This is a genomic window from Aggregatibacter segnis (assembly GCF_003130075.1).
GTDB classification, from domain to species: domain Bacteria; phylum Pseudomonadota; class Gammaproteobacteria; order Enterobacterales; family Pasteurellaceae; genus Aggregatibacter; species Aggregatibacter segnis_A.
Map to the genome: position 1 here is coordinate 41967 of NZ_NRCW01000007.1, position 17500 is coordinate 59466.

Sequence of the window (17500 nt, forward strand, 5' to 3'; positions counted from 1 at the left end):
TTGTTTTTCTTTGGTTGCTTTCTTTGGCGACACAAAGAAAATAACAAATCACTCCATCATCTTCTCAATCGGCAACACCAAAATCGAACTGGCGCCGATGTCTTTCAACTGCTCCATGGTTTCCCAAAACAGATTTTCCTGACTGACCACATGCATGGCTACTTTAGAATCGTCATGCGCCAGCGGCAGAATTGTTGGGTTTTCCACACCGGGTAAAAGTGCGGTGATTTCTTCGAGTTTATTTTTCGGCGCGTGTAACATGATGTATTTGGATTCCGCGGCTTGTTGCACGCCTTGAATGCGGGTGAGCAGTCTGTCTACCAGGATTTGTTTATCGCTGCTTAAAGGTTCGGCACATTGGATTAAACAGGCTTTGGAACGGTAAATCACTTCCACTTCTTTCAAACCATTCGCTTCCAAGGTAGCGCCGGAGGACACTAAATCGCAAATGGCATCGGCAAGTCCAGCGCTGGGGGCAACTTCCACAGAGCCGTTCAACAACGTGCTTTTGAACGGTACGTTTTGTGCTTTCATGTAACGTTTGAGTAGATTCGGGTAGGAGGTAGCGATGCGGGCATTAGCGAAATCCTGTACGCCGTTGTATTGCTGATCGCGATCAATTGCCAAAGATAAACGGCAACCGCCGAAATCCAACTGACGCAGCTTTTTATAAGCGACTGTTTCTCCGGCTGCTAAGCGCCCCAATTCTTCTTCCTCGAGCACGTTTTCGCCGATAATGCCGAGATCCGCCACGCCGTCAAAGATCAAGCCGGGAATGTCATCATCACGCACGCGCAGGATTTCAATAGGCATATTTTCCGAATAAGCGATAAGCCGTTGCTCGTTCCAATTAATTTTTACGCCGCATTGGCTCAGCAATTCTGCACAGTCTTTGCTTAAGCGCCCTTTCTTTTGCATGGCGATGCGTAAACGTTTTTTGTCACTCATGTTGTTGCCCTCATTTTGTTAAAACCTAAAAAGCAAAACCCCTCGAAAGTTGCCTTCCGAGGGGTTGTTTAAACGGTGATTGATTATGTCTGCATTTCACTCGTACTCGGAAGTTATCTCCCGAACACGCCGAATGCCCGAAAGATTATTCAGGTAAACGGTGATGATGGTGTAATGCGTTAGTTAAGTACATAATGAATCCTTTTTAATCAAAAGATGGATAGAATATAGCCAAGAAAATTTTGCGATGCAAGGGCTTTTTTGCAGAAATTTTCTTCAGTATAAAAATTCATCCATTATTTCTTCGCGCTTTTACCTACCAACATGGTTAAGAACATCACGCCTAATGCCGGAATTAACCACGCCAAGCCATTATCATATAATGGGAAATTGGCAAGAAATTGTTTCATGCCATCAGACAATAATCCCACGTTATTTAAGCTGTCGCACAGACTAAAACATACGGTGACAGCAATCGTGGCGTTATAGGTTAATTTCACGCGTGGTAATTTAGCACGGACGAATTGCAACACCACCAACATGATTGCCACAGGGTAAATTAACAACAATGCAGGAATAGTCACTTGTAATAATTTCGTTAAGCCGTTTTCGGAAATGATGGTTGTCATGATAGTGAACACAACCACCCAGAAAGAATACGGCAAACGGTTAGAGAATTTAGCGAAGTAGTATGCACAAGCACTGGTTACGCCCACTAAGGTGGTTAAACTTGCCAAGAAGATGATGCCGGACATCATCCAAGAACCTTCTTTACCGAATAACACGTTCACATAACGAGAGAAAATTTGACCGCCGTTACTTGCGCCTTGCGCCACTTGGTCACTGGTCGCGCCAAGATAGAAAAGGGAAAAATAAAGTGCGGCTAATAAAACCACTGAAATGCAGCCCGCAGAAATGGTGTAACGCATGATTTTTTGTGGTTCAGTGACGTTTTTCGCACTTAACGCACGGGCAACAATGCCGCCGAAAGCAATTGCCGCCAAAACATCCATGGTTTGGTAACCGCTGATTAAACCGGTGGTCAACGCTGAGCTGTCCGCATAACTTTTGCTTGGTGCTGCAATTTCAGACAATGGCGACATAAAGACTGTCACGGTCACTACCACTAATAACACCAATAAGGCTGGGGTCATAAATTTGCCTACGCTGGAAATAATGGTGTTTGGTTTTAGCATGAATAACATAGCAATAATGTTAAAGACTACGGCAAAAATCAGGTGATTTGCCGGTGTATCCGTGACAATCTCTAACGGCACTAACGCCATTTCATAGGCTACGTTAGTAATTCGTGGCATCGCAAACGTAGAACCAATTACTAAATATAAGGTGGCTAAAAATAAAATTTCCGCCCATTTTGGTAGGTCGCGAGTAAGTTCTTCGCCACGTCCTAAAACAGACACAATCACTAAGGTGATAAATGGCATTAATACGCCTGTCACCACAAAACCTAATGCCGCTGTCGCCCAATGTTGCCCAGCAGTGTAGCCTTCCATAGGTGGAAAAATGATGTTTCCTGCACCTAAAAACAGGGCAAAAATCATCATACCTAAAACAATAATATCTTTACGTGAAAACATAATAAATTTCTCTTGTGATAAAAAATAAATTTCTCTTTTGTTATAAAAAGTCGGCGGATTTTACACTAAAAATGGCGAATTTCGTAATAAAATATAAAAAAAGTGTGATGTTTTTCCACCGCACTTTCTGTTAAATCCGCAGGCTCGGCGATTGAGTTCATCCGACCTTTGTTGTAAACTACGCTCCCGTCTTGATAGATTATCTTTATTCTAATTTTTCCATTCATTCCAATAGCAACAAACAGGTTTCTTATGGCTACCAATTATATTTTCGTCACAGGCGGCGTGGTTTCTTCGCTTGGTAAAGGTATTGCAGCGGCATCACTTGCGGCAATCTTAGAAGCGCGTGGTTTGAACGTCACGATCATGAAACTCGACCCTTATATCAACGTCGATCCGGGCACCATGAGCCCGACCCAGCACGGTGAAGTTTTCGTGACCCAAGACGGCGCGGAAACCGATTTAGATTTAGGTCACTACGAACGTTTTATTCGTACCAAAATGACCAAACGTAACAACTTCACGACCGGTAAAATCTATTCCGAAGTGTTACGCAAAGAGCGTCGCGGAGATTATTTAGGCGCCACCATTCAAGTGATTCCACACATTACCAACGAAATTAAAGCACGCGTGATTGATGGCGCGGCAGGCCATGATGTGGCTATCGTGGAAGTTGGCGGCACCGTAGGTGATATTGAATCCCTCCCGTTCTTGGAAGCCTTGCGCCAACTTGCCGCACAAGTGGGACGTGAACGCACGATTTTCATGCACTTAACACTTGTGCCGTACATTCCAACTGCAGGTGAAGTTAAAACCAAACCGACACAACATTCCGTGAAAGAATTGTTGTCCATCGGGATTCAACCGGACGTCCTTATTTGCCGTTCTGACCGCATGATTCCACCAAATGAACGCGCTAAAATTGCTTTATTCTGCAACGTGCCAGAACGCGCGGTGATTTCTCTGAAAGATGTGTCTTCCATTTACCAAATCCCGGCACTCTTGAAATCTCAAGGATTGGACGATTTCATTTGCAACCGCTTCCACTTAACTTGCCCGGAAGCAGATTTGTCCGAGTGGGAACAAGTGTTGTATCAACAAGCCAATCCGACAGGTGAAGTCACCATCGGTATGGTAGGTAAATACACCGAATTGCCGGATGCGTATAAATCCGTGAACGAGGCCTTAAAACACGCTGGGTTCAAAAACCGCTTAACCGTGAATATTAAATACATCGACTCACAAGACGTGGAAACTAAAGGCGTTGAAATTTTAAAAGGCTTAGACGGTATTTTAGTACCGGGTGGCTTTGGTTCTCGTGGCGTGGAAGGCAAAATCCTCACCGCCAAATACGCGCGTGAAAACAATATTCCGTATTTAGGTATTTGCTTAGGGATGCAAGTGGCACTCATCGAGTTCGCCCGTAATGTTGCCGGCATGAGCCATGCAAACTCCTCCGAATTCGACCGCACTTGTCAGCAACCGGTGGTAGGTTTAATTACCGAATGGCAAGATGCTGACGGTAATACAGAAGTCCGTAGCGATGAATCCGATTTGGGTGGCACCATGCGTCTTGGCGCACAAAAATGCCATTTAATTGAAGGCAGCTTAGCACGTCAATTATACGGTGCAGAAACCATTGAAGAACGCCATCGTCACCGTTACGAAGTAAACAACGTATTGCTTCCACAAATCGAAAAAGCAGGCTTAAAAGTGACCGGTTTATCCGCCGATAAAAAACTGGTGGAAATCATTGAAGTGCCCAACCATCCTTGGTTTGTCGCTTGCCAATTCCACCCGGAATTCACCTCTACGCCACGTGACGGTCACCCGTTATTCGAAGGCTTTGTGAAAGCGGCAAAAACCAATCAGAAAAAATCCAACTAACGGCTTTCTGAAAAATTGAAATAAAAGTGCGGTCAGAAAAACACTTAGATTTTTGACCGCACTTTTTTATTTTCTCGCCGTGATCCACTTCACAAAAAATGGCCTTTGCTCTTGTTCTGCCTCTTGTCTTTCACTATATTGAGAACCCTCTTGTCGGAGTGCCGGAAGGCTGAGATCGCAATGAATGCGAGATCCGTGGAACCTGTGGGTTAATCCCCGCGCAGGGAACAAGTGGCCTGTGATTTTCATTTCATCATACCTTCCGCACAAACTACCTTTTATTTACCTTACCGGAGATTACCATGTCGGAAGCTGTGCCTCATTTATCAGAAATCATCCCGCCTAAAGCGCCTTTTGCGCCCACCGAATTTAAGTTGGGATTGTATGTCATCGTGGACAGTTACGAATGGATTAAACGGCTCATTCATGCCGGCGTGAAAACCTTGCAAATTCGCATTAAAGATCGCTCGCCGGAACAAGCAGAAGAGGAAATCGCCCGTTGCATTGCCTTAGCCAAACAACATCAAGTGCGGTTATTTGTGGATGATTTTTGGTCGTTAGCGATTAAATATCAGGCTTATGGCGTCCATCTTGGGCAAGAGGATCTACTCACGGCCGATTTAAACGCCATCCAACAAGCGGGACTGCGTCTCGGTGTTTCCACCCACAACCAAGAAGAAGTCGATCTGGTGTTACCGTTGCACCCTTCCTATATTGCCCTCGGACATATTTTCCCGACACAAACCAAAGAGATGCCTTCCGCCCCTCAAGGCATTGCCAATTTAGCCGCACAGGTGAAAAACTTAGGTAAAATACCGACTGTCGCAATCGGCGGCATCAGTGCTTCGCATTTTCCTGATATTTTGGACACAGGAGTCGGTAGCATTGCCGTGATTTCTGCTGTAACCAAAGCACAAGACTGGCAACGTGCGGTGAAAAATTTACTGCAATATTTTGCCGAATGACGAGACATTTTCGTTCAAATTCGTGGTGAAATAGCTTGAAAAATTCATCTTAAAATTGAACCGCACTTCAGACGCCGGAAAACATAGAGCAAAATCAAATTGTCTGTAGTTTTTGCAAGACAAAGGAACAAAATAGCTTTATGATACCGACATTTTTAGAGCAAACTAACCCGTTTTAATTAACTTAATGAGGAAAATAAAATGGCAAAAATCGTTAAAGTCATTGGTCGCGAAATTATCGACTCTCGTGGTAACCCAACAGTGGAAGCCGAAGTGCATTTAGAAGGCGGATTCGTCGGTCTTGCAGCGGCGCCATCAGGTGCATCTACCGGTTCTCGCGAAGCCTTAGAATTACGTGACGGCGACAAATCCCGTTTCTTAGGTAAAGGCGTATTAAAAGCGGTTGCCGCAGTAAACGGCCCGATTGCTGAAGCAATTCTTGGCAAAGATGCCTCTAACCAAGCTGAAATCGACCAAATCATGATCGATTTAGACGGCACCGACAACAAATCTAACTTCGGTGCAAACGCCATCTTAGCGGTATCCTTAGCAAATGCAAAAGCAGCCGCAGCGTCTAAAGGTTTACCACTTTACGCTTACATCGCTGAACTTAACGGTACTCCAGGCGTTTACTCTATGCCATTACCAATGATGAACATCATCAACGGTGGTGAGCACGCAGACAACAACGTTGATATCCAAGAGTTCATGATTCAACCGGTTGGTGCTAAAACTTTACGTGAAGCACTTCGTATCGGTGCTGAAGTGTTCCACAACTTAGCAAAAGTATTAAAATCTAAAGGCATGAGCACGGCTGTAGGTGACGAAGGTGGTTTCGCACCAAACCTAGCCTCTAACGCTGACGCGTTAGCCTGTATCAAAGAAGCTGTAGAAAAAGCAGGTTATGTGTTAGGTAAAGACGTGACTTTAGCCATGGACTGCGCATCTTCTGAGTTCTATAACAAAGAAACCGGCAAATACGAAATGAAAGGCGAAGGCCGTTCATTTACTTCTCAAGAATTCACACACTATCTTGAAGAATTAACCAAACAATACCCAATCGTGTCTATCGAAGACGGTCAAGATGAATCTGACTGGGAAGGCTTCGCATACCAAACTAAAGTGTTAGGCGACCGCGTTCAATTAGTAGGTGATGACTTATTCGTAACCAACACAAAAATCTTAAAAGAAGGTATCGAAAAAGGTATCGCAAACTCCATCTTAATCAAGTTCAACCAAATCGGTTCTTTAAGTGAAACCTTGGCTGCGATTAAAATGGCAAAAGATGCGGGTTATACCGCTGTTATCTCTCACCGTTCCGGTGAAACCGAAGATGCAACTATTGCTGACTTAGCAGTGGGTACCGCAGCAGGTCAAATCAAAACCGGTTCTATGAGCCGTTCTGACCGTATTGCGAAATACAACCAATTAATCCGTATCGAAGAAGCATTAGAACGCGCGGGTACCCCGGCGCCGTTCTTAGGTTTAAAAGCGGTTAAAGGTCAAGCGTAATTCGTAACCGTCGCGGTTATTAAAACGCGCTAAAAAAACACCGCGCTTTTTGTTGAAAGATAAAAAGTGCGGTGATTTTTTTATGTGTTTTTTTAAAGCAATTTATTCACCGTATTGCTCAAACCAACTTTCCAATATTAAACAAGCGGAAATGCCATCCACTTTGCTTTTATTCAAAGCACGATAACCACCGCGCCCAAAAATTTCGCTACGGGCTTCCGTGGTAGTGAGCCGTTCATCCTGTAACTCCACCGGCAAATTGAAACGCCCATGAAGGCGGTTAGCAAATTTTTTTGCCCGCAAGGTTAGCGGTTGTTCCGTACCGTCCATATTTAACGGTAATCCGACCACAAGCCTTTCAGGTTGCCAATCTTGAATACACTTCTCAATGGCTTCCCAATTTGGAATGCCATCTTGCGCTTTGAATGCGGGTAAAGATTGTGCCGTACCGGTAATACTTTGCCCGACAGCGCAACCGATACTTTTTGTGCCGAAATCAAAGGCGATAACCGTAATGCCCATTAACTGTGCCCTACTTGACCGGCAAAGTTATGGGAGTCAATGCCTAACAATTGATTTGCTGCCAACCAGCGCTCTTCATATGGCAAATCAAATAGGATCTGTTCTGTTGCCAGCACAACCAACCAAGAATTATTCATGATTTCCCGCTCTAGCTGATGTGGTTCCCAACTCGCACAACCGAGTGCCACCAAGTATTTTTCCGGCTCTAATAACGTACCAAAAGTATCCACGACATCAGCAGAAGTCGTCAGCATGAGATTGTCGTTCACCCGATAACTATGATCAAAAGGCTCATGGGTGTTGGTATGCAAAATAAAACCACGATCAACATTGACCGGCCCGCCGGCAAGTACCAACTTATCACTATAAGTGCGGTTGCTAACCATCATGAAATTCATTTTAGCGCCCAACTCCGCAATACTTAAATCTGTCGGTTGATTTAATACCAATCCCATAGAACCTTTTTCATTATGTTCACAAATATAAATAACCGAGCGGTAAAAATAACTGTCATCTAAATTGGGCATAGCAATCAAGAGATGATCTTGTAAATCCATCATATTTCGTTCTTCTCTATCCTAAATCACCAAAACACACCTGCAAGGCGGTAATTGCCGCCATCGCTGCGGTTTCAGTGCGTAATACACGTTTTCCTAATAATACTTCCACAAAGCCATGTTCCTCGGTTTGTGCAATTTCTTGTGGGGACAAACCACCTTCCGAACCAATTAATAAGCGAACCCCTGCCTTAGGGATTGCCGGCAGAGTACGAATGGAATAACTGGCTCTTGGATGTAAATTTAATTTGAGTGCGTCATCCGGTTCAGCACACCACTGTTGCAGCTTCATTAACGGACGAATTTCCGGGATGGTATTCCGCCCGCACTGCTCACAAGCAGCAATCGCAATTTTTTGCCATTGTTGAATTTTTTTCTCCATGCGTTCGCCGTCTAATTTCACACCGCAACGTTCTGACCACAGAGGCGTAATAACATTCACACCCAGTTCAACGGATTTCTGAATCGTAAATTCCATGCGTTCCCCACGGGAAATCACTTGTCCTAAATGGATCGCAAGTGGACTTTCACGATCATCTAACTGACGACTCAAAATATCGACATCAACGGATTTTTTCGTTACCGCATTGATGACCGCTTGATAGATATGGTTACTGCCATCGAAAAGTTCAAGTTGATCGCCCGGTTGCATACGTAAAACACGACCGACATGGTTAGCACCATCTTCAGAAAGTGTGCAAGAGGTGAGTGAATTAAGAGAAGTGGGATGGTAAATTCGAGGTATTCGCATAATAGAACAAATAAGTAAAAATAATTTGTTCTATCATAGCAGAAAAGCGGATGGCAAAACGTAAAATACGAAATGAAAAATTAATATTCCCACTGTGTAGGATCAATACCTAACTCACGCATAATCGCTTTTGCTTCTTCTGGAATTTCGTCACTACGTTCCTTTAACAAATCTTCATCCGTTGGTAAAGGTTGACCGGTAAAAGCATGTAAAAACGCTTCACATAACAGTTCACTGTTGGTCGCGTGACGCAAATTACGAATTTGGCGACGGGTACGTTCATTGGTCAAAATTTCAAGCACTTTAATCGGAATAGATACTGTAATTTTTTTAACTTGTTCGCTTTTTTTACCGTGTTCCGCATAAGGACTGATATATTGTCCGTTCCAATCCGCCATAATTGATTCCTAAAATAACCTTATTAATTGTCGAGATATTCTAATAAAAAAGAATAAAAATAACAATCTAGCCGTGAAGACTGCTAGATTTCTAGCACTAAAAATAGAAAAAAATAAAGGCATCTTATCGATGCCTTTTTATTCAACAAAATTAAAACGTTTTTACTAAATCTTTTAAATAAGATTTAAATTCACCACCCAGTTTATTGTGATGCAAACCATATTCGACGAAGGCTTTCATATAACCAATTTTATCGCCACAATCGTAAGAAATACCGGTCATATGGAACGCTTCTACCGTTTCTTTTTCAATTAACATATCAATCGCATCGGTTAATTGAATTTCATCACCAACACCAATCGGTGTTCTTTCCAACAAATCCCAAATTGCCGCAGAGAAAACATAACGACCCACGACTGCTAGATTAGATGGCGCTTCATCAACACTTGGTTTTTCCACAATACTATGAATTTTCGCACTTTCTCCCGGCGGAATTTCAATGCCACCGCAGTCGGCAATACCGTAGCTGCTGACAGCTTCCGGTGCAACAGGACTTACCATGATTTGGCTGGCTTTCGTTTGATTAAAGCGTTTTAACATGGCCGCGAGGTTTTCTTTTTTCTGATTAGCCGAAAATTCCGCCAATAACACATCCGGCAAGATCACTGCAAAAGACTCATCTCCAACTAACGGACGACCACATAATACGGCGTGTCCCAAGCCTTTCGCATTCCCTTGGCGAACATGCATAATGGTGACATCTTTTGGCACAATAGAACGAACTTCTTCCAAGAGTTGGCGTTTTACCCGTTTTTCTAACATCGTTTCCAATTCGAAAGAGGTATCAAAATGGTTTTCGATAGCATTTTTGGAAGAGTGAGTAACCAACACAATTTCTTTGATGCCTGCGGCAACACATTCATTTACAACGTATTGAATAAGTGGTTTATCCACCAGCGTTAACATTTCCTTCGGAATCGCCTTTGTTGCAGGTAACATACGTGTGCCTAAGCCGGCAACAGGAATAATTGCTTTCATGTCTATTTTCCTTATATAAAAAGACCGCACTTTTCTCTTCTGAAAAGTGCGGTAAGTTTTTTATGTGTTTTTACTGACGAAGTAATGCCAAAATCTCTTCAGTTTTTTCCGCCATCAGTTGTTTATCACCGCGAGTTTCCAAGTTTAAACGAACCACCGGCTCGGTATTTGATGAACGCAGATTAAAACGCCAATTCGGATATTCAATACTAATCCCGTCAATATCATCAACATGAACCGCTTCTTTTTCATATGCAGCACGTACACGCTCAATCGCGCTTTTTGCATCAGCTAAGTTGCTGTTAATTTCGCCTGGAGACGGGAATGTATTCACGCTATTGTTCACTAGCTCACCTAATGATTTACCGGTAACAGAAACAAGTTCCATCACGAGCAACCATGGGATCATACCACTATCACAATAGAAGAAATCACGGAAATAATGGTGTGCGCTCATTTCTCCGCCGTAAATAGCGTCTACTGCACGCATTTTCTCTTTAATGAAAGAATGGCCTGATTTAGACATAACAGCTTCACCGCCATTTTCTTCCACTAATTTCAGCGTATTCCAAATTAAACGCGGATCATAAATGATTTTTGCGCCTTTATTTTTTTGCAAGAAGGCTTGGCTTAACAAGCCGACAATGTAGTAGCCTTCAATAAAATTCGCGCGTTCATCAAATAGGAAACAGCGGTCAAAATCACCATCAAAGGCAATTCCCATATCCGCTTCATTTGCCAAAACCGCATCAATCGTATCTTGGCGGTTTTCCGGCAATAAAGGATTAGGAATACCATGTGGGAATGTCCCATCCGGATTGTTATGAACCTTAATAAACTCGACCGGCACTTGTTTTGCTTTAAATTGAGCTTCAATTGCGTCAATAACGTGTCCTGCCGCGCCATTACCGGCGTTAATCACTAATTTTAAAGGCTTCAACTGTGCCAAGTTAATGTAGGACAACAAGTGTTCAACGTAATCGCCGAGCACGGAAAGCTGTTTATATTCACCACGTTGAGTCACCGGTGGAAAATTATTTTCTTCCGCCAAGCGTTGAATATCCGCCAAGCCGGTATCTGCACTAATCGGACGGGAACCTTCACGTACTAATTTAAGTCCATTGTAATCCATCGGATTATGGCTTGCGGTAACTTCAATACCACCATCGGTTTTCAAAAATGACGTAGCAAAATAGACTTCCTCTGTCCCTGTTTCACCTAAATCAATTACATTAACACCGGAATCCAATAAGCCATTTGTTACCGCACTTTTTAGTTCTTTGCTCGTTAAACGAACATCTCCACCAACGACAATGGTTTTAGGCTTCAAAAACTGCCCAAATGCACGACCTATACGATACACAATATCCACGTTTAACTCTTCGCCTAAGCGACCACGGATATCGTAAGCTTTAAAGCAAGTCAATTTACTCATAACTACTCCATTTTAATTGTCCATAAAATGAAATTTGCTACTATGCTTTGTTTTCATCCTTAGCTTGATGAATACGCTGGTAAATTTCTTCTCTATGAACAGAAACATCCTTGGGGGCTTGCACGCCAATTTTTACTTGGTTGCCTCGTATATTGAGAATCGTGATAGAAACATCATCGCCGATGAGCAAGCTCTCGCCAACTTTACGGGTTAAGATCAGCATATAAACTCCTCACCTTTTATAGTTTATTTCCAACTTCCCTATTTTGCTTCCAACATCCCTATCAAACATTAAACAATACTTTGTACTTTGGCACTCATGAAATCATAAGTGCCATAATTAATTAACAAGAAACAAAGATTACAAATTTGCTTTTAACCAATCAGAGCAAACGGATAATGCTTTGTTGATATTTTGTGGTTCAGTACCACCGGCCATCGCCATATCCGGGCGACCACCGCCTTTACCACCGACTTGTTGAGCCATTAAATTCACGAGCTCACCGGCTTTTACTTTGGCAGTTAGATCCTGAGTTACGCCAACAATTAAGTTAACTTTTTCATCCAACGCGGAAGCAAACACCACGACGGCAGAGCCTAATTGATTTTTCAGGCTATCAACCATTGCACGTAAAGACTTCGCTTCAATACCATCAAGCTGCTGCACAATCACAGAAACACCATTAATTTTGACCGCACTTTTAGCCAAGTCATTACCGGCCTGAAGTGCAGCTTTCTCTTTTAATGTTTGTAACTCTTTCTCAACTTTCTTACATTTATCTTGCAACAGAGAAATCTTATCCGTAACGGAATTAACGTCCGATTTCAGTAATTCGGCGCTTTGATTCAATAAAGTTTGTTGATGTTGTAACCATTCAATCGCAGTTTCACCGGTAATCGCTTCAATTCGACGAATACCTGCTGCCACAGCAGTTTCTGTGACGATTTTAAATAATCCGATATCTCCCGTGCGTTTTGCATGAATACCACCACACAACTCAATAGAGAAATCACCCATCGTTAAGACACGAACCTGTTCGGAATACTTCTCACCGAATAACGCCATCGCACCTTTTGCTTTTGCGGCTTCCAACGCCATAATGTCGGTTTGGATTGGATTATTTGCTCTCACTTGCTGGTTCACAATACGTTCAACTTCAGCTAATTGTGCTTTGCTAATTGCTTCATGTTGAGCAAAGTCAAAACGTAACAACGTATCGGAAACAAGTGACCCTTTTTGCGCGACATGTTCACCTAATACTTGACGTAATGCAGCATGCAACAAGTGTGTTGCGGAGTGATTTAACGAAATACGTTGACGGCGAACATCGTCAACAACCGCATTTACAGACTGGCCAACAGATAAACTACCTTGGGTAAGCTCACCAATATGACCAAACACTTGACCATATTTTTGAGTGTCTTTTACGTCAAAACAAAAACCATTACCTTCTAAACGACCGATATCACCAATTTGGCCACCGGATTCTGCATAGAACGGCGTATTATCTAAAATAACTACGGCGCTTTGGCCCGCTGAAATCGATTCTACCGGATTTCCCTCATGGAAAAGTGCGGTCACTTTTGCCAGTGTTTCTGACTCAGTATATCCTTCAAAACGGGTTGTCCCGTCAACACGGATTACACTGTTATAGTCCATACCGAATTGACTTGCAGATTGTGCGCGAACGCGTTGCAATTCCATTTCACGCTCGAAACCTACTTCATCAATCGCAATACCACGCTCACGGCAAACATCTGCGGTTAAATCCAATGGGAAACCATAGGTATCATATAACTTAAAGGCCACTTCACCGGACAAGATATTCTCTTTTACATTGGCTAATGCTTCATCCAACAAGGTCAAACCACGTTCTAATGTGCGAGCAAATTGTTCTTCTTCCAAGCGCAAGAATTTTTCCACTGTCGCTTGCTGTTTTTTCACCTCTTCACCCGCTTCCGCCATCACATCAATCAGTGTTGGCACTAATTTATAGAAGAACGCTTCTGTAGCGCCAAGTAAATGCCCATGACGTACTGCACGACGAATAATACGACGAAGCACATAACCACGTCCTTCATTGGAAGGCACCACACCGTCAGCAATTAAATAAGCGCAAGAACGAATATGGTCGGCAATAACACGTAATGATTTATTGGCTAAATCTTTCTCACCGGTTAACTCAGCCACTTTGGCAATTAAGGTTTTAAAAATATCAATATCATAGTTGGAGTTGACGTGTTGCAATACCGCACTGATTCGCTCCAAGCCCATGCCGGTATCCACAGACGGTTTTGGAAGTTTCTCCATAGTGCCGTCAGCATGGCGGTTAAATTGCATGAACACGATGTTCCAGATTTCAATATAGCGGTCGCCATCCTCTTCAGGAGAACCCGGAGGGCCACCCCAAATGTGATCACCATGATCGTAGAAAATTTCAGTACAAGGGCCACAAGGACCTGTATCACCCATTTGCCAGAAGTTATCCGACGCATAAGGCGCACCTTTGTTGTCGCCAATACGAATAATACGCTCTGCAGGAATACCGATTTCTTTATGCCAAATGTTGTAGGCTTCATCATCGGTTTCGTACACGGTCACCCATAATCTTTCTTTCGGTAAGCCCAACCATTGTGGTGAAGTTAAAAATTCCCAACCGTAATGAATTGCATCTTGTTTAAAATAATCACCAAAGCTGAAATTACCTAACATTTCAAAGAAAGTATGGTGTCTGGCGGTATAACCCACATTTTCTAAATCGTTATGTTTTCCCCCCGCGCGTACACAGCGTTGTGCTGTAGTTGCTCGGGTATAAGGGCGCTTTTCTAATCCTAAAAAAACATTTTTAAATTGGTTCATCCCGGCGTTGGTAAATAATAACGTCGGATCATTGTCTGGAACCAAAGAACTACTTGCTACAACTTGATGCCCTTTACTATGGAAAAAATCAAGGTACGACTGTCGAATTTGTGCTGTTGTTTTCATGTACACGCCTTAGCTTTTAAATCTTATTAAATACCGTCAATTCACGGAGTAACTCTGTATTCTTACATATTTTTGAAATTTATAAAAAAACTTTTTATACCGCACACTTTATTTTCCTAACAATAAATAAAATAAAACCGCACTTACGCTCTGAACTCGTGAAAGTGCGGTCGGTTTTTATAATATTTTTAATAACTGGCTACGCTTTGTAATCATTCTTCACGAAGAGGAACTACGAGCATATCAATGGTAATTGAGTTCATCACCTGGCGAGTAGAAGACATCAATTTACTCCAGAAATCTTGATGGTGTCCTGTTACCAATAAATCAACATCATATTGTTCAATAGCATCTGTCAATACTTGACCTAAGTCGCCGCTACCGCTAAGTTTTTCATTAATCGGATAACCGGCTTGTTCTGCTAATTGTAATAACGCCTGTTGCGTTTCACTGGAAATACGATCCTGCATTGATACCATATTTACATCAATCAGCCCTGTATAAAGATCCGAAAAATTTACATCAACATGGATAATAGATAATTTCGCATCGTGGCGTTTTGCAACCCCCACTGCTTTTTTCAAGAGAATTGGACTTTCTTCTGAAAGATCTACTGCAACTAATACATGTTTATACATAATCGACTCCTTATCCGATCAGGGTTAATTAATCTTCATTAGTATAGTATCACTAGGTTTCAAGAAAAAATATGTGCAAGATCACATTTTGGAAAAAAGATCCTAAATGTCTTTTATGTTATTATTTTGTCTCCTTTTTCTCTCTATTTTCAAAAATATGACCTATTCAATAAACGACTTTTTAAAATTAATTGCCCAATTACGCGATCCCGTAAATGGCTGTCCATGGGATATTAAACAAAACTACCATTCCATGATTTCTTGTTTAAAAGAAGAAACCTACGAAGTCATTGAAGCAATTGAAAAAAATGATGTTGAAAATCTAAAAGAAGAACTGGGCGATTTATTACTTCAGGTAGTATTTCTGAGTCAACTTGCGACGGAAGAAAATAAATTTACGTTTGACCACGTCGTACAAAACGTAGCCGAAAAGATCGTTCGGCGCCACCCTCATGTGTTTGGCGATAAACAGGCTAAAAATGAGCAAGAAGCTTTACAAAATTGGAATGCGATGAAAGCCGAAGAACACAAAACACTTGGGCATACGTCAATTTTAGACAATATTCCACAGTCTTTTCCCGCTTTGATGCGGGCAGAAAAATTACAAAAACGCTGCTCAAAAATCGGATTTGATTGGGATAACATTTCCCCGGTCTTCACCAAAGTCGAAGAGGAATTACAAGAAGTCAGACAAGAACTTGAACGTCAGCCACAAGACCAGGAAAAAATTGAAGAGGAAATGGGGGATTTGCTCTTTGCAACCGTCAATCTAAGTCGTCATATACACTGTCAGGCAGAAGAAAGCCTACGCAAAGCTAACCAAAAGTTTGAACAACGCTTCCGTAAAGTCGAAGAGAAGTTAAAACAACAAAACCGTAGTCTTGAAGATGCAAGCTTAGTGGAAATGGATGTGCTTTGGGATGAAGTGAAGAAAGAAGAAAAACACCGCTAAAAATGACCGCACTTTCAGAAAAAAATACCGAGCAATTGCTCGGTATTTTTTGTATGAGATCAGAGAAGAACTAGTCCAAGCCCAATACTTTACGGCCGTTGATACTGGCGATATTTACCATAGCATCTAAATCAGGGAAACGGCAACCTGCAGCCAGCAAACTTAATTCTTGCCACATATCCCCTTCGCACAACGGCACCATGTAGTCACAAATATTATCCGTACCAATCGCCACCGTAATCCCTTCCGGAATCATTTCATCTGCCGGTGTTAACGCATTATGGAAAGGCATGAGTTCTTCTTTACGATTACTATCAATCCACGCCATCGGGCAAGCAATCATCATCATTTGTGCTTGGCGCATTTTTTCATATAAACGATAACGATACTCTTTGGAATGTGAGCCGATAGAAATCCCGTGAATCGCCACGACACGCCCTTGCATCCCATGTTCAATGGTTTTGTCACAAAGTTGTTCGGTTTCAATTTCGGTTGGCGAGTTAAATTGGTCCACATGCACATGACACATAATCCCTAAAGATTTCGCCTTATCCAACAAAATATCCATGGCTTCCAAACCGCGACCATAATCTAGCTCGTCGCGATACGGCAAACCACCAATCATATCCACCATTTCCGAACCAATATCAAACCATTTACGTGCGGTTGGCTCAATAACCCCTTTTAAGGTTTGGTTAGCAAATTTCAATACGATGTCATGTTTATAGACTTCGCGTGCTTTATGTGCTGCGATAATTGCACGATCTTCACACACCGGGTCGATATCAACAAAGGTTCCAAAAGCCGTCACCCCTTGCGAAATCATCAATTCGATAGATTGGCAAAAACGGGCATAGTAATCATCCACGGAAGACGTACGTTTTACTTCATCTACCAAGTCCCATTTTTGTTGTAAATTGCAACTTTGGTAAATACCAATTTTTTCCGGCGTCATGGTAAAAGCACGATCCGCGTGGGCATGAGCATTTACCCAGCCCCCTTTTTTAATGATTTCATCCCGAATATAAGTTTTAAAACTACGAACGTGATTTTTGGTCATAACGACTCCGTAATGAGTAAATTTTGGAAACGGGCAGGGAGCAAATAGAAAAAAATCCTCATAGAAGAGGATGGCTTATTAATTGAAAATAGAAAGAGGTTCAATGATAATGCATTGAAATAACGAACAATGTTATGAAAAATTCTCAGATTTTTAATTAATAACATCTTATTTGTCCTGATGGAATTGCGCGCTAGTATAAAACTCGCTGCTACAAAAATATAATTGATTTTAGCTATCGGTCAGCGACTA

Annotated in this window: 15 protein-coding genes, 1 pseudogene, 1 riboswitch and 1 other annotated feature; of the genes and pseudogenes, 4 read left to right on the forward strand and 12 right to left on the reverse strand. The window is 42.2% G+C overall.

The window, feature by feature from the left end; translation table 11 throughout:
- Window positions 1–48: 48 nt before the first annotated feature.
- Both hisG and brnQ read right to left on the reverse strand, forming a co-directional pair.
- Window positions 49–948 (reverse strand): ATP phosphoribosyltransferase, encoded by a 900-nt coding sequence (gene hisG, locus DK415_RS08100; protein ID WP_109433192.1) that lies wholly within the window; start codon window positions 946–948, stop codon window positions 49–51.
- 30 nt (window positions 949–978) lie between these two features.
- Window positions 979–1118 (reverse strand) — a sequence feature (His leader region).
- A gap of 126 nt (window positions 1119–1244) precedes the next feature.
- Window positions 1245–2773, reverse strand: a pseudogene (brnQ, locus tag DK415_RS08105) (branched-chain amino acid transport system II carrier protein).
- Window positions 2774–2798: 25 nt separating this feature from the next.
- Here brnQ and pyrG point away from each other — a divergent pair.
- The 3 genes from pyrG (at window position 2799) to eno (ending at window position 6910) form a co-directional block, all read left to right on the forward strand.
- Window positions 2799–4433: a glutamine hydrolyzing CTP synthase gene (gene pyrG, locus DK415_RS08110; RefSeq protein WP_109433194.1), complete on the forward strand. Its 1635-nt coding sequence runs from the start codon at window positions 2799–2801 to the stop codon at window positions 4431–4433.
- 144 nt (window positions 4434–4577) lie between these two features.
- Window positions 4578–4677, forward strand: a riboswitch (TPP riboswitch).
- Window positions 4678–4735: 58 nt separating this feature from the next.
- Entirely contained in the window at window positions 4736–5398 is a 663-nt protein-coding gene (gene thiE, locus DK415_RS08115) for a thiamine phosphate synthase (protein WP_109433195.1), read from the forward strand.
- 201 nt (window positions 5399–5599) lie between these two features.
- Window positions 5600–6910 (forward strand): phosphopyruvate hydratase, encoded by a 1311-nt coding sequence (eno, locus tag DK415_RS08120; protein WP_109433196.1) that lies wholly within the window; start codon window positions 5600–5602, stop codon window positions 6908–6910.
- A 102-nt stretch (window positions 6911–7012) separates the two neighbouring features.
- Here the strand turns inward: eno and ruvX are convergent, their stop codons facing one another.
- From ruvX to uspA, 9 genes are all read right to left on the reverse strand, one after another.
- A complete protein-coding gene (gene ruvX, locus DK415_RS08125; RefSeq protein ID WP_109433197.1) occupies window positions 7013–7432 on the reverse strand; it encodes a Holliday junction resolvase RuvX in 420 nt (139 codons plus the stop codon).
- Entirely contained in the window at window positions 7432–7989 is a 558-nt protein-coding gene (locus DK415_RS08130) for a YqgE/AlgH family protein (RefSeq protein ID WP_204098405.1), read from the reverse strand. The genes ruvX and DK415_RS08130 overlap by 1 nt, the downstream gene beginning before the upstream one ends.
- A 16-nt stretch (window positions 7990–8005) precedes the next feature.
- On the reverse strand, window positions 8006–8740 hold the full coding sequence (gene rsmE, locus DK415_RS08135; RefSeq protein WP_109433199.1) for a 16S rRNA (uracil(1498)-N(3))-methyltransferase: 735 nt from the start codon (window positions 8738–8740) through the stop codon (window positions 8006–8008).
- Window positions 8741–8820: 80 nt separating this feature from the next.
- Window positions 8821–9138 (reverse strand): met regulon transcriptional regulator MetJ, encoded by a 318-nt coding sequence (gene metJ, locus DK415_RS08140; protein WP_109433200.1) that lies wholly within the window; start codon window positions 9136–9138, stop codon window positions 8821–8823.
- A gap of 151 nt (window positions 9139–9289) precedes the next feature.
- Window positions 9290–10177 (reverse strand): UTP--glucose-1-phosphate uridylyltransferase GalU, encoded by an 888-nt coding sequence (gene galU / locus DK415_RS08145; protein ID WP_109433201.1) that lies wholly within the window; start codon window positions 10175–10177, stop codon window positions 9290–9292.
- Window positions 10178–10247: 70 nt separating this feature from the next.
- Window positions 10248–11612: a phosphohexomutase domain-containing protein gene (locus DK415_RS08150; RefSeq protein WP_109433202.1), complete on the reverse strand. Its 1365-nt coding sequence runs from the start codon at window positions 11610–11612 to the stop codon at window positions 10248–10250.
- Window positions 11613–11652: 40 nt separating this feature from the next.
- On the reverse strand, window positions 11653–11835 hold the full coding sequence (gene csrA / locus DK415_RS08155; protein WP_006719623.1) for a carbon storage regulator CsrA: 183 nt from the start codon (window positions 11833–11835) through the stop codon (window positions 11653–11655).
- A 138-nt stretch (window positions 11836–11973) separates the two neighbouring features.
- Window positions 11974–14598: an alanine--tRNA ligase gene (gene alaS, locus DK415_RS08160; RefSeq protein WP_109433203.1), complete on the reverse strand. Its 2625-nt coding sequence runs from the start codon at window positions 14596–14598 to the stop codon at window positions 11974–11976.
- 212 nt (window positions 14599–14810) lie between these two features.
- A complete protein-coding gene (gene uspA, locus DK415_RS08165) occupies window positions 14811–15236 on the reverse strand; it encodes a universal stress protein UspA (protein WP_006719626.1) in 426 nt (141 codons plus the stop codon).
- 157 nt (window positions 15237–15393) lie between these two features.
- Here uspA and mazG point away from each other — a divergent pair, with 157 nt between their 5' ends.
- Complete coding sequence (gene mazG, locus DK415_RS08170) at window positions 15394–16188, forward strand: nucleoside triphosphate pyrophosphohydrolase (RefSeq protein WP_109433229.1); 795 nt, start codon at window positions 15394–15396, stop codon at window positions 16186–16188.
- A gap of 70 nt (window positions 16189–16258) precedes the next feature.
- Here mazG and DK415_RS08175 read toward each other — a convergent pair whose 3' ends face one another.
- Window positions 16259–17248: an amidohydrolase family protein gene (locus tag DK415_RS08175; protein ID WP_006719629.1), complete on the reverse strand. Its 990-nt coding sequence runs from the start codon at window positions 17246–17248 to the stop codon at window positions 16259–16261.
- Between the last annotated feature and the right edge of the window lie 252 nt (window positions 17249–17500).